This window comes from Candidatus Accumulibacter phosphatis, assembly GCF_000024165.1.
In the GTDB taxonomy this organism is placed as follows: domain Bacteria; phylum Pseudomonadota; class Gammaproteobacteria; order Burkholderiales; family Rhodocyclaceae; genus Accumulibacter; species Accumulibacter phosphatis.
The window spans coordinates 3,463,412-3,481,396 of sequence record NC_013194.1 but is presented as its reverse complement, the minus strand read 5'-3'; the positions used below and the strand labels follow the sequence as shown (position 1 = coordinate 3,481,396).

The following is a 17,985-nucleotide window of genomic DNA, read 5'->3' as shown; positions in this document are numbered from 1 at the left end:
ATGACGACTCCACCGACACTTTCCACCGACGGCGCCGCGGTCGACGCGTCGTCGCCCGCTGGGGCGACGCTTACGATCGAACTCGATGCACAGGCTCCCTGGCCTGGCCTGGCGGCATACGACGAGTCGTCGCGTGCGTTCTTCTTCGGTCGCGACGAAGAGAGCGGCGAACTGCTGCGCATGGTTCGCCTGGCGCCGCTCACCGTCATCTATGGCAAGTCGGGGCTCGGCAAGACGTCCCTGCTGCAGGCCGGGCTCTATCCGCTGCTGCGCGCCGGGCATTTCCTGCCGGTGCATTTGCGGCTCGACTTCGATCCTGCGGCGCCGCTGTCGCCGCTCAGGCAGGCGGCGCGGAAACTGCAGGCGGCCCTGACGGTGGCGGGCGCGGACTTTCCCGCCCAGAACGACGACGAAGGGCTCTGGTGCTACTTGCATCGTCGCCAACTGGAAATCTGGAGCCGGGACAACTACCCGCTGACGCCCGTACTGGTCTTCGACCAGTTCGAGGAGATCTTCTCGCGCGCGCAGGCGGATCCGCAGCGTAGCCAGGCCACCCTGGATGCCCTCGCCGACCTGATCGAGAATCGCATACCGGCCGAGCTGACAGTCGGTGGGCGAGGACGACGAGCACTCTCCGACCTCGACCTGCAATCGCAGCGCTACCGTATCGTGCTGGCTTTTCGCGAGGATTTCCTGGCCGATGTCCAGGGCTGGAAGCGGCAGGTACCGTCATTGCTGCGCAACCGTCTGCGGCTGTTGCCGATGTCGCGCGAGCAGGCCGTCGAAGTCGTCGGGTGCGCCGGTGTGGCGGTCCTCGCGTCGGGGGTGGCCGAACGGGTCGTCGACTTCGTCGGCAACCTCGATTCGACCACGGCCGGCGCACCGCCGGTGGTCGAGCCGGTGCTGCTGAGCCTGTGTTGTTATCAGCTCAATCAACGTCGTGCGCCTGGCGGGAAGATCGACCTCGAACTGCTCAATCAGGCCGGTCAGGACATCCTCGAGGACTTCTATGACGAGGCCCTCGCCGGCATGCCGGAGGGCGTGGCACGTTTCATCGAGACGCACCTGATTCAGGGCGACCGCTATCGCGGCAGCTATCCCGTCGAACAGGCGCTGCAGGACGGTTTTCTGAACGGCGAGCAACTGTCCTTGCTTGCCGACAGGCATCGCCTGCTGCGTGTGGACCAGCAGCTTGGCACGCAGCGGATCGAACTGATCCACGACCGGCTGGTCGGGGTGGTGCGCAAGGCGCGTGACGCACGCCTGCACCAGGAGGAACTGCAGCGCCTGCATGCGGCGGAGGAACTGGAGCGAGAGGAGGCGGCTCGCCGCGAGGCCACCGAGCGCGAGCGGCGGATAGCCGCCGAGGAACTGGCTGAAGAGCAGCGCGCGCGCGCCAATGCTGAGGCCGAAGCACGGCAGCTGGCTGAAGGCAGCCGTGCGCGTCTGGCGCGGATGAGCGGTGTGCTGGTGCTGCTGCTGGTCGCTGCCGTGGCATCGGCGGGTTGGGCGCTGTGGTCGGCCGACAAGGCGGCGAGCGAGCGAAACCGTGCCAACCTCGAGTCGCAGCGCGCCACGGGCCTGCGGCTCAGTGCCGAGGCGCAGGGAATGCTGGCGGGGACACGTGCGGGTGGCGCAGTGCCCGGCTTGTTGAAACTGCTCGCCTCACAGCGGATTGCCGCCGACACGGAAACCGAGGGCGCGATACTGAGTCAGTTGCTGGCCCTTGGGGATCTCGAAAGGATCATCGAGGTGGGTGCGCAGGTGAATGCGGTCGCTTTCAGTCCCGACGGCAGCCGCCTGGTCTCCGGCAGCGGCGACGGGAGCTTGCGTCTTTGGGACACGGCGACCGGCCAGCCGATCGGTCCGCCGATCAGGGGCCACCAGGGCAGGGTGGATAGCGTGGCGTTCGACCGCGACGGTACGCGGATCGTTTCTGGCAGTCAGGACAAGACGCTGCGCCAGTGGGATGCGAAGACAGGACAGGCCATCGGCGCCCCGCTGGTCGGCCATGAAGACTGGGTGTCGAGCGTCGCCTTCGACAGCGAGGGCAAGCGCATCGTCTCGGCAAGCGTCGATGGGACGCTGCGCTTGTGGGATGCCGGCAACGGTCAGCCGATCGGCGCGCCGATGGTCGGACACGAGGATATCTGGGTGACGAGTGTTGCCTTCGACCATCACGGGCTGCGCATCGTCTCGGGCGGAGTCGACGGAAGCGTACGGCTGTGGGACGCCCGACTGCTGAAGCCGATCGGCGCACCGATGAACGGCCACCGCGACTCGGTGCTTGGCGTCGCCTTCAGCCGCGACAGCACGCGTGTCGTTTCGGGGAGCGAGGACGGCACCCTGCGTCTCTGGGACGCGAACAGCGGTCAGCCGATTGGTGCGCCGATGACCGGGCACGAACGTGGCGTGCGCAGCGTGGCTTTCGATAGTCAGGGGGCGCGTATCGTCTCGGGGAGTTCGGACCGGACGCTGCGCCTGTGGGATGCCACGACCGGGCAGGCGATCGGCGTGCCGCGCAGAGGTCATCTGGGCCAGGTGCGCAGCGTCGCGTTCAGCGGCGACGGTAGGCGCATCGTTTCCGGTAGTGACGACGGAACGCTACGCCTCTGGACCGTCGGACAAGGGCCGGCCGCCGCTGTGCTACCGATCGCCGAGAACAAGGAGTCGGTGTTCAGCCTTGCCTTTGACCGCGGCGTCACGCGCATCGTTTCGGGCAGCGCGGGTGGCATCCTGCGGTTGTGGGAGGCGAGGACCGGGCAGTCGCTGGCTGCGCCGATGGAAGGTCACGAGGACTCGATCTCGAGTCTCGCCTTCGACTGGCAGGGCGAGCGCATCGTCTCCGGAAGTGCCGACCGGACACTTCGGCTTTGGGACGGCCGGACCGGCGCACCGATCGGCGCCCCGCTCACCGGGCATCATGATGCCGTGCGCAGTGTCGCCTTCGACCGCCAGGGCCAGCGCATTGTTTCGGGCAGCGAGGACGGAAGCGTGCGCCTGTGGGATGCGAGTACGGGTCAGCCGCTCGGTGCGCCGCTGACGGGCCACGAGAACTGGGTGACCAGCGTTGCCTTCGACCGTCAAGGCACCCGCGTCGTCTCCGGCGGGCGGGACGGCACCCTGCGCCTGTGGGACGTGCGGACCGGCCAGGCGATTGGCGCGCCGATGGCCGGCCATGATGATGCGGTGCTCAGTGTCGCCTTCGACGACAGCGGCACGCATGTCGTTTCGGGCAGTAGCGACGGCAGCTTGCGACTGTGGGACACGACCACCGGACTGGCGGTCGGCGTACCGATGAAGGGACATGAGGGGTCGGTGCGTAGCGTCACTTTCAGCGAGGACGGCAGCTTCATCATTTCGGGAAGCGGAGACCGCACGCTGCGTCTGTGGGATGCGACGACGGGCCGGGCGATCGGTGTCCCTCTGAGCGGCCATCAGGGCCCGGTGCTTGCCGTGGGCAGCGGCGAGGGCGGTACCCGCATCGTCTCGGCGAGCGGTGGCGAGCCGGTGCGCTCTTGGCCTGCGCGCAGCGCCTGGACGGCGGAACTCTGCGCGCGGGTCGGGCGCAACTTGAGTCGCCAGGAATGGCGGGAGGTGGTGTCGGCAAACATCCCCTATGTCTGCCAGTGCCCCGGACTGCCGATTCCGGCGGATAATCGAGGGACGGTAGTTCCGGCAGAACTCTGCCCGCCGGCCGGATGATCAGCCGATTGCTTTGCCAGGTCGGCAAACTGCGGCAGAATGACGTGCTTGGCCGCGTTGCCTAGAACAGGGATTTCGATGTCTGAATCAGAAGAATACGAAAGGACTTGGGTCCAGCGTCCGCTGGCGGCGTCGCCGACTCCGGGTGCGGATGCTGCTGCGGGCAGCGAGCCCGACAACAACGCGCTGCCGGAAGGCACCAAGATCGATGAATTTGAAATCATCGACCTGATCGGCATTGGCGGCTTCGGAATTGTCTACCTCGCCAACGATCACTCGCTGGGTCGGCTGGTGGCGCTGAAGGAATACATGCCCTCGTCGCTGGCGGCGCGCATCGAGGGTCTGACGGTGGCGGTCAAGTCCTCGCGCCTCGCCGAGACCTTTGCCATCGGCCTGCGCAGCTTTGTCAATGAAGCGCGGATGCTGGCCCAGTTCGACCATCGGTCACTGGTCAAGGTCTATCGATTCTGGGAAGGCAATGGCACGGCCTATATGGTGATGCCGTTCTACGAGGGTGTGACGCTCAAGCAGTCCTTGCAGAAAATGCCCGGGCCCCCGGACGAGGCCTGGCTGCGGGGAGTGATCGACCCCTTGCTGGAAGCACTGGAAGTGCTGCACCACGCCAACTGTTTTCACCGCGACATCGCCCCCGACAACATCCTCCTGCTGACGGACGGGAGACCACTCCTGCTCGACTTCGGTGCGGCCCGACGCGTCATCAGCGACCGGACGCAAGCGCTGACCGTCATTCTCAAGCCGGGCTACGCGCCGCTGGAACAGTATGCTGAAGTGCCGCACGTCAAGCAGGGCGCCTGGACCGACCTCTATGCCCTGGCAGCCGTCGTTTATAACGCCATCACCGGCCGGCCGCCGATGCCGTCGGTCGGTCGTTCGATCAAGGACACCATGGTGCCGCTGGCGAAGGCGGCGGCAGGCCGTTACAGCGACTCCTTCCTGTACGCCATCGATCGCGCCCTGGCCGTCAAGCCGGAGGATCGCCCGCAGAGCGTCAGCGAGTTTCGTGCCCTTCTGGGCTTGAGCCAGGTTCCCGATGCCAAGCCGGCCGCGAGCGAGGTCAAGGCAACGCCGGTGACGCCGCAAGCGGGCAGCCAGCAAGCCAGCAGGATGCCGCTGATTGCGGCGGGTGTCGGCGCCCTGCTGGTCGCCGCTGCCGGCGCGCTGTACGTACTGCAGCCGAAGCCGGAGGGGCCGCTGCCAGCGGTGGCCAAGCCCGTTCCGCCACCCGCCGAGGCGCCTGGTGCCGCGCCGGTGGCAGCTCCTGCCGCGCCTGCGGCTGCCGTTCAGGCCACATCCGGCGCCAGTGAATCGCCGCTGCCGGCCGCGCAGGTGCAGACCGCGGACCGCAAGGGCGTGACGGAGCAGCAACTGGTGGACATGCTGCTCGGAAAGAACGGAGCGACCGATTCGGCCAAGCACGCCGCGAAGGCTTTCGATCCGCTCGACATGCTGCAGGAGATCTACCAGCAGCGCGATACCAATGCTCGGGTGGCGGTGGTGCCGGAAAAAGCGAAGGTCAGGATCGGCACGGACAAGCTCCGTTTTCGGATCACTTCGCTGAAGGCCGGCTATGTTTACGTCCTGATGGTGGGCACGGACGGGCAGTTCAACTTGCTGTTCCCCAACGCGATCGACGCCGACAACGGCATCGCGGGTGATGGCGAACTGAGCCTGCCTCGACCGGGCTGGGCGATGACGGCCAGCGGGCCACCGGGAAGCAATCGTTTCGTCGCCATCGTGTCCGAGAACCGGCGCGATTTTTCTGCCGCGGGCCTGAAGAAGGTCGATCCCTTTGCCCAGTTTCCGCGCAAGGCGGCCGAGAAAGTCGCCATGCAGTCAGCCGCAGGCGCGGCCAATCCTTTTGCTGGCAAGGTGGTCTGTCCTGCGGGCCGTACTTGCTCGTCCGGCTATGGCGCCGCGCTGTTTGCGATCGAAGAGATCGAGTGAGCCGCCAGCGCTTTGCTGCCTTCGCGGTCCAGCCTAGTTGTCGAGTCGCTTGATGGTTACGCGGCGGTTTTCAGGGGCTTCCGGACGGGCGGGATTGAGGAGTTGCGTCGGACCTTTGCCGACCGGCTTAAGGCGCGCCGGCTCGATCTGATGGCTCTGTTCGAGATAGCCGACGACGCTCTCCGCTCGCGCCTGCGATAGCCGCAGGTTGTAGTCCTCGCCGCCACGCGGGTCGGAGTGCCCTTCGATTGCAAACTTGTAGGCCGTCAGCTTCTCCGAGTTGAGCGCTCGCCCGACGACGTCGAGCGACTGCTTGCCTTTCGGCGTCAAGCTCGCCGAGTTGGTTTCGAAGATGATCAACAACGACGCTGCCGCCGGTTTGGCGGCCGGTAGCGAGCTTTCGTCGCGGGTGACGCTGATCGCACGCGTCTTGCGTGCTGCTGGCGCCACCGTTGCTTCCGGAGAGAGCAGATCGACCAGCGCCCTCTCATTGATTTCCTCGGGCTTGAGGACTCGCTCAGCCTGTGCGAACGAGACTACCGGAACCAGCGTGCAGCAGGCCAGCCCCAGAATCGCGACATATTTCATTTGCTTACTCCCAGAAGGCAAGTCGAGATGGATCGAAAAAGCTCGGACCACGCGCAAGGCATGGTCGTCGCGGCCGCATGATGCCGTGCGCCCCGCTTGACGCGGACAGGTCTGCTGGAAGCAGGGTAGCGAGCAGGCGCGTGCGGCGGGACTGATTGCATAGGATACGCCGTTCACCCTTGGCCAGGTCGACAAGACATGTCAACGCATGACCGGCGGATTGGTTGCACCGACAAGCGCCTGGCGCCCGACAATCCACACGGCATGCCATCGATCGGCGGCGCCGGGGCAGGGCGGAAAAGGGTCGTCAGCGAGATTCGTTGCCTTGTGTCGGGCGGGCAGGAAGCGATCGCTCGACGACTGCTCAGCGGTTCCTCGTGGCGTCGGGTACGGGGCTGATCGCCGACCACTCCTCGATATCCGAGACGCGGCAGGCGAGTTCCCTGGCCATCCCGGCGGCGCCGCCCGCCATTACCGCGAAGTGACGCCGAGCGAAGACGCGCCGTAGCAGCGGCGCCAGGCAGCGCATCCAGGGTTTCCTCAGTTCGACGTCCCAGCGGTAGGTGAGGCGTACGGCGCTCGGGGGGTCTTCTTCGATTACCCACAGGCCGATGCCGCTCAGGTCGCCGTTGGCTGTCCCCTCGAGTTCCCGTGGGGCGTCGGCCCGGCGGGTGGTCATCACGATACGGACTGTGTAACCGATGCCGCTGCGCCAGCGAAAGGCATATCCCGTACCAATACCGTCACTGTCGCCGCTGGCGACTCGCCTGACGCCGACCAGATGCGGCCACCAGCGTGGCCAGCCAAGCGGATCGACGAGCAGTTCCCAGAGGCGCTCCCGGGAAGTCTCCAGACGCCAGCGGCTGATCAGTACCAGGCGCCGGCTCACGGTCCCGGCGGCAGAGGCAGCGGAGGGCGGCCGCGCACGAAGAGCAGGGCGCCGTTGTCGCTGCTGACCTCGCCGTGCTCGCTGCCGGCGGGCGCCAGGTGGAACTCTCCGGCCTGCACCAGCAGGTCGCCGAAGAAGGCGTCGCCGGTGATCATCATGCACTCTTCATTGCCGGCATGCGCGTGGCGGGCGAGGCGGCTTCCCGGTGCCAGACGGATGAACCGAGAGACCGTGTCGCCGTCACGCCAGACGATTCTCTCCTCGGCGCCCGGTGCAATGCCGCGCCAATCACCCTGGTTGGCTCGAATGGTGTGTACCGCGGGCCCCTTGCCCGGCACCAGACCCCCAAGCAACTCACCGATGACTGCTTTCGCGCGTCCCAGCGAGGTGCCGCGCAGGTACGCCAGCCCCCCGTCGGGTGATGAAATGCGACCATGGCGACTGCCGGCCGGTGAGACGTGATAGTCGCCCGGGCCGAGTTCAAGATCACCCAGTTGCAGTCGGCCGTGGAGGACGATGCCCTCCTCAAGATGGTGGTGGCGGTGTACGGGCAGACCTGCACCGGGGGCGAATTCGATCAGTACCGAGGCTCCTTCTGGACCTTCCCAGAGGAGTTTGGCGCGGATTCCGGCCTTCACCGCTCGCCAGATGCCGTCACCGTTGCGCACGACGAGCAAGCGCGCATGTCGGCGAACGCTTTCCCCGACCCGCTCAAGCAGCGCCTGGCGAAGTCCGGCCCGCTGCGCTGCCGGCAGCTCGATGGCCGCCAGTCCGTCGCAGATCAGACTACTGATTTCCCGCTCGGCGCCATCGTCATCGGTGGCGTCCGCGTAATCCTTGGGCTCGCTGTTCATGGGGTCACCATTGGGGAATGGGGGTCATCGGCGCCGAGCAACTGGCGCAGGCGAAGGAGCGCGCGCCGGATGTGCGACTTGACAGTGCCAAGCGGCAAGGACGTCTGGCTCGCGATTTCTTCGTGCGACAGGCCACGAAAGAAGGCGAGCGCGACCAGTTGGCGGGGCAGCGGATCGAGGTTGCGCAAGGCGGCATGCAGGCGGTGTTCGCGCTGTACGGCGGCCAGGAGATCCTGCGGGTCGCTGCCCGCCTGGAGGTCGGCGAGGCACTCCTCGTCGAGTGGTTCGGCGGGATCGCTGCGGCGCAGGGCATCCAGCGCGCGGCTCCGGGTGATCGTCAGTATCCAGGTCACGGCACTGCCGCGGGTCGCGTCGAAGCGTGGCGCCTGTCGCCAGACCTGCCAGAAGGCATCCTCGGTCACCTCCTCGGCGGTCTGCACGTGCCGGGTGATGCGCAGCGCCAGCCCATAGACGCGCCCGGCCATTGTTTCGTAGAGTTCGCCGAGGGCCTGCTGGTCCTGGCGCACCATGCGGGCGATCCAATCCTGCAGACGCTCCTCGTCGGCGAACGGTCGCCGCGGTCGCGATTCGCCCATCGTTGGGCCGGGTTCGCCTGCCGTCGTGGCTGTGCTTGGCTCGGCCTCGTCGATTTTCCTGCTCTGATCTATCTCTGGCATGGGTGCATTCTGCCCGATGATCGGCACGCCGCCAAACGCCCTGGCCAATCTACCGTCTGCCGACGCTCGCACGGCGTGCTCGTCGCTGGCGTGGCGGCCACTGCCCACGCCGGGCGGCGGTGAGGAAGCCGCGTCGGGCTCACCAAGGGTGCGTGGCGACATTGGCTGGGCGCGTGAAGAAGCCGGAACTGCTGCCCCGCGCGCTTGCGTTTGCCGCGGGCGACGCTGGTCGGGACGTTCGCCGTCGGTGTCGGCTTGGTCTGCCTTCCCGGCGGACTGTCCCTGCGCGGAAGGGACGCCCGCGGCGACCGGGTTGCCCCGTCGGGCTCGCGTCGTTGGTCATGATCGGCATGTCGATCCCTTTCGGGGGTTATGGGTGAGCGCTTGGTAGAGAGGCGCCAGGCCGCGGGCGTTGAGATCGGGGGTCGGCGGACGAGGCACTTATCCGGGTATACGCGCCAGCGACCGTTGCGGATGCGCGGCGGGCCCTCATCCTCGCTGCGCCGGTACGCGGGCGTAGGTCAGCCGGCCGGCCGGGCATAATGCTGACGGTCGGTGTTGTCGGGGCGTCGTCTCTTCGGCGCCGCGCTGGTTTGCGCCGCCGGCCGGAAGCGAGACACGATCATGTACTTCGGATCATGCACTTAGCGCTTGGGCCGTGGACTAGAATGGAAAGCAGCAAAGACAGCCACCGGCTCGCCAGGAGCGCGACGGTCCTACCCGCAACCAACAACAAGGAGATAGCCATGGCACGAATCGAGAAGGACTTCCTGGGCGAGAAAGAGTTGCCCGACAGCGCGTACTACGGCGTTCAGACCTTGCGCGGCAAGGAGAACTTTCACATCACCGGTATCCCGATGTCGGCGGAGCCGTATTTCGTCAAGGCTTTCGGCTACGTGAAGAAGGCGGCAGCGCTGGCCAACCGGGATCTCGGGGTGCTCGACGCCAGAGTGGCCGACGCGATCGTCGGCGCTTGTGACCGGCTGATCGCCGGCGAGATGTGCGACCAGTTCGTCACCGACTTCATTCAGGGCGGCGCTGGTACCTCGACCAACATGAATGCCAATGAGGTGATCGCCAACCTGGCTCTGGAGAGCCTGGGACACAAGAAGGGTGAGTACCAGTTCGTCAGCCCGAACGATCACGTGAACTTCGGGCAGTCGACGAACGACATCTATCCGACGGCTTTCCGGCTGGCGCTGATCCTGCGGCTCGCCAGCTACATGGATGCGCTACGGCGTCTGCAGGACGCTTTCTACGCCAAGGGCAAGGAGTTCGGGCGGGTGCTCAAGATGGGTCGCACACACCTGCAGGATGCCGTGCCGATGTCGCTGGGGCAGGAGTTCCATGGTTGGGGAACGACCATCGGCGAGGAAGTCAACCGCATCGCCGAGGTGCGCCAGTTGTTGCACGAGATGAATCTCGGAGCGACCGCCATCGGCACCTCGGTGACTGCTGCGCCGGGCTATCCCGAACTCGTCACCCGCTACCTGTCGGAGTTGACCGACATCAAGATGATCCTGGCCGGCGACCTCGTCGAGGCGACCTCCGATACCGGGGCCTACGTGCAGTTGTCCGGCGTGCTCAAGCGCACTTCGGCGAAGCTGACCAAGATCTGCAATGACATCCGCCTGCTCGCCTCGGGCCCGCGCTGCGGCTTCAACGAGATCAACCTGCCGCAAATGCAGCCGGGGTCGTCGATCATGCCGGGCAAGGTCAATCCGGTGATCCCGGAAGTCGTGAACCAGACCAGCTTCCTCGTGATCGGGCTCGACCTGACGGTTACGCTCGCCGCCTCGGCGGGGCAGTTGCAACTCAACGTGATGGAACCGGTGATCACCTTCGCCTTGTTCACGTCCATTTTCACGATGGAAAACGCGGTCAATAGCCTGCGCATCAACTGCGTTCAGGGGATCACGGCCAATGTTGAACGTGCCCGCGACATGGTCCTCAACTCGCTCGGCATCGTCACCGTCCTCAAACCCTCGCTGGGCTACAAACAATGTGCCGAAATCGCCCGTGAAGGGTATGAAACCGGCAAGTCGCTGCACGAGATCGTGGTCAGGGAGCGAAAGCTTCTGACTCAGGAAAAATGGGACGAAGTGTTCTCGTTCGAAAATCTGATCAGTCCGAAGTTCGACCAGGAACTGTAGCGCTCACACGGAGACACGGACATGTCGCTCACCATCATTCTGCAATTCGTGGTCGTCCTTGGCGCCATCTGGATGGGCGCTCGCTACAGCGGGGTTGGGCTGGGCCTCTGGGGTGCGGTCGGACTCCTGGTGCTGATCGTCGGCTTCGGAGTCACGCCCACCTCGCCGCCGATCGACGTGATGCTGATCATCCTGGCGGTGATCATGGCGGCGTCGGTGATGGACGCTGCCGGTGGCATCGACTTCCTGGTGCGGGTCGCCGAGCGAATCATCCGCGCCAACCCCAAGTACGTCACCATTGTCGCCCCGTTGACCACCTGGAGCTTCAGTTTCGTCGCCGGCACGGGCCACATCGTCTATCCGCTACTGCCGGTGATCTACGAAACGGCGCACCAGAACGGCATCCGTCCGGAGCGCCCGATGGCCGTCGCCACCATCGCCTCGCAGCAAGCGATCACGGCCAGTCCGGTAGCGGCGGCGACGGCGGCGATGATCGGTTTGTTCGCCGAGAAGGGGCTCAACGCCTGGGGTCTGCCCGAGATCCTGATGATCTGCGTGCCGGCCACGCTGGCCGGGGTGGTCGCCGCCGCCTTCATTTCAATGTTTCTGGGCGAGGATCTGAAGGATGATCCCGAGTATCAGGCGCGCTTGCTGGCGGGCCAGATTCCGGTGCCGAAGGCGGCTTCCGATCGGCCGCCACTGAAGCCGGCGGCCAGACTGTCCGCGTTTCTGTTTCTGGCCGGCGTGGCGCTGGTTGTGCTCTTCGGGTTCTTTCCCGAGTTGCGCAAGCTGCCCGGTGCGAAGAGCGCGCTGGGCATGCCGATCGTGATCGAGGTCGTGATGATGGCCGTAGCGGCGATCATGCTGATGCTGACCAGAGTGAATGTCGACGAGATCCCGCGGACCGCGACGCTGCGTGCGGGCGTGGTGGCCGTGATTGGCATCTTCGGGCTGGCCTGGCTTGGCGACAGTTTCATCGCCGCGCACAAGGACGTCATCGTGCCGGCGATCGGACACTGGGCGGAAGTGGCGCCATGGACCTTTGCCTTCGGCCTCTTCTTCGCTTCGGTGCTGCTCTACAGCCAGGCCGCAACGACCCGCGCGCTGATGCCGCTGGGTATCGCTTTGGGGATTCCGCCACAGTTTCTGATAGCGATGTTTCCATCGGTCAACGGGTACTTCTTTATCCCGACTTACGGGTCGCTGATTGCGGCGATCAACTTCGATCTGTCGGGTACGACGAAGATTGGCAAGTACGTGCTGAATCACTCATTCATGATCCCCGGCGTGGTAGCGACCGTCGTTGCGGTGACTACCGGCCTGCTGCTGGCACGCGTCATCTTCTGAACTGTTTGCTGCGCAGGGACCACGATGGTCCGGAGATTGCGGATCGGTCGCCGGGAGGACGGTTCGCCGCCGGCACTGAACCGGACGCGCGTCGGCGATGCTGTTTTCAGGGCAAAAAAAAGCGCGATTCGTTGGAATCGCGCTAAATCCACACCAAAGGAGGAGGGTGGAGGAGACAACCGGAGATGACCAAGACAGAACACCAATCACCAAATGCATCTGTTGAACGGATTATGGTTCACCCAAAGGGAAAGGTCAAGTATTTTTTGTGCGCTGCGCCATTTTCTTTTCGGACAGTTGGGTCATGCCTAGTCGTCGGCATCAAAATTATTAATGTTCAATTGGTTGCATACACAATAGGACATGCATTTCATAGTATGCAACCGTGTTGAGCGAGATCCGGGAACCATTTCTTGCTTTGTATGTTGCGACGCAGCATGAGGTGGCTGCCCTGCAGGCGGCCGCCTCGGGCTACAATGGCGCCTTACTGCGGAAGACCTGCGCGCTCTTGTCGCGGGTGCTGGTGAGCGCGGCAGCAGGCGGCAGCGGTTCATGCGCGACCTGGTTCCCTGGTCGTTTCTGGCCCGTCTTGGGTCGCATCGCCGGACTCGCACGCCCGCGTCGCGTTGGTCTGGAGAAAGGGAGCAGCACATGGAGTGCAGAGTGAAGTGGGCCGGCGAGGGGATGTCGTTTGTCGCTGAAACCGGGAGCAACCACGTGGTCGTGATGGACGGCGCCCCCGAGGCGGGTGGACGCAATCTGGCGCCCCGTCCCATGGAACTGGTGTTGGCCGGAACCGGCGGGTGTGCCGCCTTCGACGTCGTCCTGATCCTGAAAAAGGGGCGCCAGGCAGTCACCGGCTGTGAAGTCAGCCTGCAGGCCGAACGTGCGGAGGCCGAGCCGCGGGTGTTTACCCGCATCCACTTTCACTTTCGCGTCACCGGCAAGCAGTTGAAGGCGGAAGCTGTGGCTCGTGCCATTGAGTTGTCGAAGGAAAAGTACTGCTCGGCTTCGATCATGCTCGGCAAGACGGCCGCAATCACGCACGACTTCGAGATCGTCGAGGCTTGAGGCGCGACGTCGCTGCCGGCGACCGCCGTGCCCCGGCGGCCGTTCCACCTTGACGGAGCCCTGGGGCGAGCGATCAGCGCCAGCGGCGACCCGATGGCAGCCGAGAAGTTGCCCTGCCTTGCCGCACCGGGCGCGGGCGCTGCCGTGCCGGCCTGCGTGCCCGGGCCTGACTACAGGTGATAGGCGGTGCGCGTCATCAGCAGCGAAGCGAGCTTCATGACCCGCTTCATCACTGCGGGCAACTCCCGTGCACCAAGGCGTACGGCAGTCTCCGCATGCGCTATCTCGTCGCTCCGCATCTGTTCGACGATAGCGCGCGACTTGATGTCCTGTATCGGCAGATCGCGCAGATGACTGTCGAGGTGCGCTTCCACCTGTCTCTCCGTTTCGGCGAGAAAACCCAGGCTCCATGGGTCGCCCAGCTTGCCGGCTGCGGTCCCGATGGTCAGGGCGCCAAGGTACCAGAGCGGGTTCAGTAGACTGGTGCGTTCGCCGAGCTCGGCCAGGCGATGCTCGGTCCACGCCAGATGGTCGGTTTCCTCGCCAGCCGCTTGCGCGAGCGCCAGGCGAAGTTGCGGATCGCGAGATGTCAGCGCCTGCCCCTGGTACAGCGCCTGGGCGCACACTTCCCCGACATGGTTTATGCGCATCAAGGCGCCGGCATGCGCTTTTTCCTCGTCCGACATTGCCGCTTCCGGCGCTCTGCTCCCCGGTACCTCGCGGGTGGTCGTTGCCGGCGCAAACAAGGTGCGCAGTGCCCTGTCAAACTCGATGATGATGTGGTCGGTACGCATGCGCTTCTCGTGTTCTGCGGGTTCGCCTTCCAGGCTTGGCTAGTGCTGTCGAGTCAACTCATGGCCGCCCTGTCGGAGAGCTCTGCGGGCGTCATCGGCATCACGGATGTTGACGCCGACGGTACAGAAATACTGGGAATACAGTTCCGCGTGATGCCGGTTGAGCGAACTCTCCTTGATCCTTGTCCATTCGTCGTTGCGCGCTTTCGACCAGGTCTTGTCCGAGCGGCCAAGCGCATAGATCCGGCGTTCGCCCGTGGCGCAGCGAATGCCCTCGTAACTGATCGTCTGCGCGCCCGAAGGACTGACGATCACCAGGGTGAAACGGACGACGCCGTCGGCGGCCACGACCAGTGATTCGCCGTCGATCAGAAACTTGTTGTCACTGGCCGCGCTGACAAAGAACGGGATCAGGTTTTCGGTCTGTGGAAACGGTGGCAACTGCGCCTGGATCTCTATCCAGGGCTTTTCCGCGAAGTCACGGTCGGAACTGGCCGACCAGCACACCGACGGCAAGGCGATGGCCACGGCCAGGAGCCAGCCCGAGATTGTGCCGCTTGACGACTGAGGGCGACTGGCCGCTGGGTGCGTCGCGGCGGCAGTGAGCGCGTTCATTCCTTGCTTACGCTTTCGATCAGCGGACGGTTGGCATGCTCATGAAGGTGCGGACGGCGTTCGCGGCGGTGATCGGCGTTGAGGAAACGAGCCAGTTCGTTGAGGGCCTGTTCATAGACCCGGCGCTTGAACTCGATCACGGCATCCAGCGAAACCCAGTAGGTGTTCCAGCGCCAGGCGTCGAACTCGGGATGATCGCAGGCGCGCAACGAGACGTCGCTGTCACGCCCAACGAGACGAAGCAAAAACCAGATCTGTTTTTGCCCACGGTAACTGCCACGCCATTCACGTCTTACCCAATGCGTCGGCACATCGTAACGCAACCAATCCTTGGTGCGCCCAAGAATAGAGACATGCTCCGGTAGCAGCCCGATCTCCTCATGCAGTTCACGGTACATCGCCTGTTCCGGCGTCTCGCCCCGCTGGATGCCACCCTGCGGGAACTGCCATGAATGCTCCCGGATACGCTTGCCCCAGAATACCTCGTTCCTGGCGTTACAAAGAATGATGCCGACGTTCGGGCGATAGCCTTCACGATCAAGCATTTCTAGAACCTGCAATATGATTTGTTGGACGCATTTTTTCACATTTCGCCAGGCTTGGAAAGCGAACCATCACCGCTGCGCTGGTGTAGGGAAGTGGTCTTTCACGGACTTGACCTGGAAGCCTCGCCCGAACCCACCGACGAACTCCTTCGACAACGTTTCCCGGCTTTTTATCAATGCGTTGCCTGATCTTTCCGGGGAGCGCTCGAGGCGCAATCGGATCGTCGCTGGGAAGCCGCTGCGGGCGTGTGCACCGGACGAGCGGCTTGCCGTAGCCGACCCGTCGTGTCGCCGGTGCGAGCGCCCCCCGCCCAAACCATCTTCGTCGCGAGGCTGGCCGGTGGCTGCAATTGGCCTTACGGCGCCCGCATCTGTCGAGTAAAATCGCGCTTTGCTCCTTGCCCGGCCGATTCCCATGCGTACTTCCCGGTTCTTCCTGTCAACGCTCAAAGAGGCGCCTTCCGACGCGGAAATCATCAGTCACCAGCTCATGCTGCGCGCCGGCATGATCAAGCGTCTGGCTGGCGGCATCTATACCTGGATGCCGATCGGGCTGCGGGTGATGCGCAAGGTCGAGAGAATCGTGCGTGAGGAGATGGACCGCGCGGGCGCGATCGAGTTGTCGATGCCGGCGGTGCAGCCGGCCGAACTCTGGCAGGAATCGGGACGTTGGGAAAAGTACGGGCCGGAACTGCTGCGCTGCAAGGATCGTCACCAGCGCGATTTCGTCATCGGTCCGACGCATGAGGAAGTGATCACCGACGTCGTGCGCAAGGAAGTCAAGAGCTACCGGCAGTTGCCCCTGCATTTCTACCAGGTCCAGGTCAAGTTTCGCGACGAGATCCGGCCGCGTTTCGGGGTCATGCGCGGACGCGAGTTCCTGATGAAGGACGGCTACTCGTTTCACAGCGGCTTCGAAGACCTGCAGCGCGAGTACCGCAACATGTTCGAAACCTACACGCGCATCTTTACTCGCCTTGGCCTGCAGTTTCGCGCCGTCGCGGCCGACACGGGCGCGATCGGCGGCACCGGATCACACGAGTTTCACGTCCTGGCCGATTCGGGAGAAGATGCGCTCGCCTATTGTCCTGACTCCGACTTCGCCGCCAACGTCGAACTGGCCGAGGCCGTCGCGCCCGCCGGGGAGCGGGCGCCGGCGTCGGCAGCCATGCGCAAGGTGGCGACACCGGGTCGCACGCGCTGCGAGGACGTGGCGGCTCTGCTCGACATGCCGCTGACCCGGACGGTCAAGGCGATTGCCATCGTGCTTGATCTGCCGCCAGGTAGTTCGGGGCAGTTTGCCCTGGTCCTCCTGCGCGGTGACCATAATCTGAACGAGATCAAGGCACAGAAGGTCGTCGGCGACTTTCGTTTCGCGCGCGACGAGGAGATCGTTGCCGCGCTTGCCTGCCAGCCGGGCTACATCGGTCCGCTTGGCGTTGGCGACATGCCGGTTTTCGCCGATCGCAGCGTGGCGGCGATGAGCGACTTCGTCTGCGGTGCCAATGAGGCGGGGTTTCACCTCGTCGACGTCAACTTCGGACGTGATCTGGCCGAGCCGGCGGTTGTCGCCGACCTCCGGAATGTCGTCGCCGGCGATCCTTCGCCCGACGGTCGGGGAACGCTCGAACTGTGCCGCGGGATCGAGGTCGGCCACATTTTTCAGTTGCGTACGCGCTATGCGGAAGCGCTGAAATGCACCTTCCTCGACGAAAGCGGTCAAAGCCGCGTCATGGAAATGGGTTGCTATGGCATCGGCGTGACCCGTATCGTCGGAGCGGCAATCGAGCAGGGTCACGACGAACGCGGGATCGTTTTCCCGGCGGCCATAGCGCCCTTCGAGGTGTGCATCGTGCCGATGGGTTACGCCAAGAGTCAGGCGGTGCGAGACGCTGCGGACGCGCTGTACGGCGAACTGATGCGGGAGGGTATCGATGTGCTGCTCGACGATCGTAACGAGCGACCGGGAGTGATGTTCGCCGAAATGGAACTGATCGGTGTGCCGCACCGGGTCGTCGTCGGTGAGCGCGGACTCGCGCAAGGCAAACTCGAGTACAAGGGGCGCGTTGACAGCGAGTCGCAGATGCTGCCGGCGGCCACGCTGGGTCGATTCCTGAAGGATCGGTTGTGCGCTGGCTGACCACGCTGGCGCTGCTCGTGCCGCTGCTGGCGCACGCCGGCGCGCAGCAGTATCAGCCGCTGTCCGCCAGCGTTCAGGCGGTACTCTCGCGTTCGGTCTCCGACCGCGCACCGCCAAAGAGCTCCTTTCAGGATTCGCTGGCGGCGATCGACTGGCTGGCGGAGATGTCGCGGCGGCTCGAGAAGCGCATCCCCGACCGTGAAAGTCGTCTTGAGTTTCTGCGTTCGGTGCACTACGAGGCGACGCGTGCCGGCCTCGACCCGCAGTTGGTGCTTGGGCTGATCCAGGTTGAAAGCGGCTTCAAGAAATACGCCGTGTCCACTGCCGGCGCACGTGGGTTCATGCAGGTGATGCCATTCTGGGTCAAGCTGGTGGGCCGCAGCGACGACAACCTGTTCCACTTGCGCACCAATCTGCGTTACGGGTGCACGATTCTCCGCCACTACCTCGACATCGAGCGTGGCGACCTCTATCGCGCGCTCGGTCGCTACAACGGCAGCCTTGGCCAGCCTGGCTACCCAAACATGGTGCGTGCGGCGTGGGATCAGCAGTGGTCCTACACGCGGAGCAAGCTGGCGATGCGCTGATCTCGCCGCTGTGGTGACCTGTCGCGGTGGCCGTGCCGCGATGCGGTTGCCACGG

General features: G+C 64.7%; 14 protein-coding genes. 7 read left to right on the top strand and 7 right to left on the bottom strand.

The genetic code is table 11. From position 1 onward, the window contains the following. Together CAP2UW1_RS23950 and CAP2UW1_RS15035 are read left to right on the top strand one after the other, a co-directional pair. A complete protein-coding gene (locus CAP2UW1_RS23950) occupies window positions 1-3,705 on the top strand; it encodes a WD40 repeat domain-containing protein (protein ID WP_015767476.1) in 3,705 nt (1,234 codons plus the stop codon). A 78-nt stretch (window positions 3,706-3,783) separates the two neighbouring features. After that, window positions 3,784-5,670, top strand: coding sequence for a serine/threonine-protein kinase (locus CAP2UW1_RS15035; protein ID WP_015767475.1), 1,887 nt, complete (start codon window positions 3,784-3,786; stop codon window positions 5,668-5,670). Window positions 5,671-5,703: 33 nt separating this feature from the next. On the opposite strand, the gene CAP2UW1_RS15030 is transcribed toward CAP2UW1_RS15035, so the two are convergent. The 4 genes from CAP2UW1_RS15030 to CAP2UW1_RS15015 all read right to left on the bottom strand — a co-directional run bounded on the left by CAP2UW1_RS15030 (window position 5,704) and on the right by CAP2UW1_RS15015 (window position 8,678). After that, window positions 5,704-6,258, bottom strand: a complete 555-nt coding sequence (locus CAP2UW1_RS15030; protein ID WP_015767474.1) for an OmpA family protein — start codon at window positions 6,256-6,258, stop codon at window positions 5,704-5,706. A 364-nt stretch (window positions 6,259-6,622) separates the two neighbouring features. After that, window positions 6,623-7,147 carry an SRPBCC family protein gene (locus tag CAP2UW1_RS23945; RefSeq protein WP_015767473.1) on the bottom strand — a complete coding sequence of 175 codons (525 nt, stop codon included), beginning with the start codon at window positions 7,145-7,147 and terminating at the stop codon, window positions 6,623-6,625. After that, window positions 7,144-8,001: a cupin domain-containing protein gene (locus tag CAP2UW1_RS15020; RefSeq protein ID WP_015767472.1), complete on the bottom strand. Its 858-nt coding sequence runs from the start codon at window positions 7,999-8,001 to the stop codon at window positions 7,144-7,146. The genes CAP2UW1_RS23945 and CAP2UW1_RS15020 overlap by 4 nt, the downstream gene beginning before the upstream one ends. After that, entirely contained in the window at window positions 7,998-8,678 is a 681-nt protein-coding gene (locus tag CAP2UW1_RS15015; RefSeq protein ID WP_041568582.1) for a sigma-70 family RNA polymerase sigma factor, read from the bottom strand. Before CAP2UW1_RS15015 ends, CAP2UW1_RS15020 begins: the two co-directional genes overlap by 4 nt. 746 nt (window positions 8,679-9,424) lie before the next feature. Between CAP2UW1_RS15015 and CAP2UW1_RS15010 the strand changes: the two genes are divergently transcribed. The 3 genes from CAP2UW1_RS15010 (at window position 9,425) to CAP2UW1_RS15000 (ending at window position 13,249) form a co-directional block, all read left to right on the top strand. Beyond that, window positions 9,425-10,831, top strand: a complete 1,407-nt coding sequence (locus tag CAP2UW1_RS15010) for an aspartate ammonia-lyase (protein ID WP_015767470.1) — start codon at window positions 9,425-9,427, stop codon at window positions 10,829-10,831. A 21-nt stretch (window positions 10,832-10,852) separates the two neighbouring features. Then, window positions 10,853-12,178: an anaerobic C4-dicarboxylate transporter family protein gene (locus tag CAP2UW1_RS15005; protein WP_015767469.1), complete on the top strand. Its 1,326-nt coding sequence runs from the start codon at window positions 10,853-10,855 to the stop codon at window positions 12,176-12,178. 651 nt (window positions 12,179-12,829) lie between these two features. Further along, window positions 12,830-13,249, top strand: coding sequence for an OsmC family protein (locus CAP2UW1_RS15000; protein ID WP_015767468.1), 420 nt, complete (start codon window positions 12,830-12,832; stop codon window positions 13,247-13,249). A 170-nt stretch (window positions 13,250-13,419) separates the two neighbouring features. Here CAP2UW1_RS15000 and coq7 read toward each other — a convergent pair whose 3' ends face one another. Genes coq7 through CAP2UW1_RS14985 form a run of 3 tightly spaced genes read right to left on the bottom strand, consistent with a single transcriptional unit; the run spans window position 13,420 to window position 15,203 of the window. Further along, window positions 13,420-14,043 carry a 2-polyprenyl-3-methyl-6-methoxy-1,4-benzoquinone monooxygenase gene (coq7, locus tag CAP2UW1_RS14995; protein ID WP_015767467.1) on the bottom strand — a complete coding sequence of 208 codons (624 nt, stop codon included), beginning with the start codon at window positions 14,041-14,043 and terminating at the stop codon, window positions 13,420-13,422. 39 nt (window positions 14,044-14,082) lie between these two features. After that, on the bottom strand, window positions 14,083-14,658 hold the full coding sequence (locus CAP2UW1_RS14990) for a CNP1-like family protein (protein ID WP_015767466.1): 576 nt from the start codon (window positions 14,656-14,658) through the stop codon (window positions 14,083-14,085). After that, window positions 14,655-15,203, bottom strand: coding sequence for an RNA pyrophosphohydrolase (locus tag CAP2UW1_RS14985; protein ID WP_015767465.1), 549 nt, complete (start codon window positions 15,201-15,203; stop codon window positions 14,655-14,657). Before CAP2UW1_RS14985 ends, CAP2UW1_RS14990 begins: the two co-directional genes overlap by 4 nt. Window positions 15,204-15,618: 415 nt before the next feature. Between CAP2UW1_RS14985 and CAP2UW1_RS14980 the strand changes: the two genes are divergently transcribed. Together CAP2UW1_RS14980 and CAP2UW1_RS14975 are read left to right on the top strand one after the other, a co-directional pair. Further along, entirely contained in the window at window positions 15,619-17,343 is a 1,725-nt protein-coding gene (locus tag CAP2UW1_RS14980) for a proline--tRNA ligase (protein ID WP_015767464.1), read from the top strand. Then, complete coding sequence (locus CAP2UW1_RS14975) at window positions 17,331-17,930, top strand: lytic transglycosylase domain-containing protein (RefSeq protein WP_015767463.1); 600 nt, start codon at window positions 17,331-17,333, stop codon at window positions 17,928-17,930. The genes CAP2UW1_RS14980 and CAP2UW1_RS14975 overlap by 13 nt, the downstream gene beginning before the upstream one ends. The last annotated feature ends 55 nt before the right edge of the window (window positions 17,931-17,985 follow it).

Bases quoted from the DNA above. Each gene is read 5' to 3' on its own strand.
- CAP2UW1_RS15005 (WP_015767469.1), top strand. From the start codon at position 10,853: ATGTCGCTCACCATCATTCTGCAATTCGTGGTCGTCCTTGGCGCCATC.
- CAP2UW1_RS15020 (WP_015767472.1), bottom strand. From the start codon at position 8,001: ATGAACAGCGAGCCCAAGGATTACGCGGACGCCACCGATGACGATGGC.
- CAP2UW1_RS15035 (WP_015767475.1), top strand. From the start codon at position 3,784: ATGTCTGAATCAGAAGAATACGAAAGGACTTGGGTCCAGCGTCCGCTG.
- CAP2UW1_RS14990 (WP_015767466.1), bottom strand. From the start codon at position 14,658: ATGAACGCGCTCACTGCCGCCGCGACGCACCCAGCGGCCAGTCGCCCT.
- CAP2UW1_RS15000 (WP_015767468.1), top strand. From the start codon at position 12,830: ATGGAGTGCAGAGTGAAGTGGGCCGGCGAGGGGATGTCGTTTGTCGCT.
- CAP2UW1_RS14985 (WP_015767465.1), bottom strand. From the start codon at position 15,203: ATGCTTGATCGTGAAGGCTATCGCCCGAACGTCGGCATCATTCTTTGT.
- CAP2UW1_RS23950 (WP_015767476.1), top strand. From the start codon at position 1: ATGACGACTCCACCGACACTTTCCACCGACGGCGCCGCGGTCGACGCG.
- coq7 (WP_015767467.1), bottom strand. From the start codon at position 14,043: ATGCGTACCGACCACATCATCATCGAGTTTGACAGGGCACTGCGCACC.
- CAP2UW1_RS15010 (WP_015767470.1), top strand. From the start codon at position 9,425: ATGGCACGAATCGAGAAGGACTTCCTGGGCGAGAAAGAGTTGCCCGAC.
- CAP2UW1_RS15030 (WP_015767474.1), bottom strand. From the start codon at position 6,258: ATGAAATATGTCGCGATTCTGGGGCTGGCCTGCTGCACGCTGGTTCCG.
- CAP2UW1_RS15015 (WP_041568582.1), bottom strand. From the start codon at position 8,678: ATGCCAGAGATAGATCAGAGCAGGAAAATCGACGAGGCCGAGCCAAGC.
- CAP2UW1_RS14980 (WP_015767464.1), top strand. From the start codon at position 15,619: ATGCGTACTTCCCGGTTCTTCCTGTCAACGCTCAAAGAGGCGCCTTCC.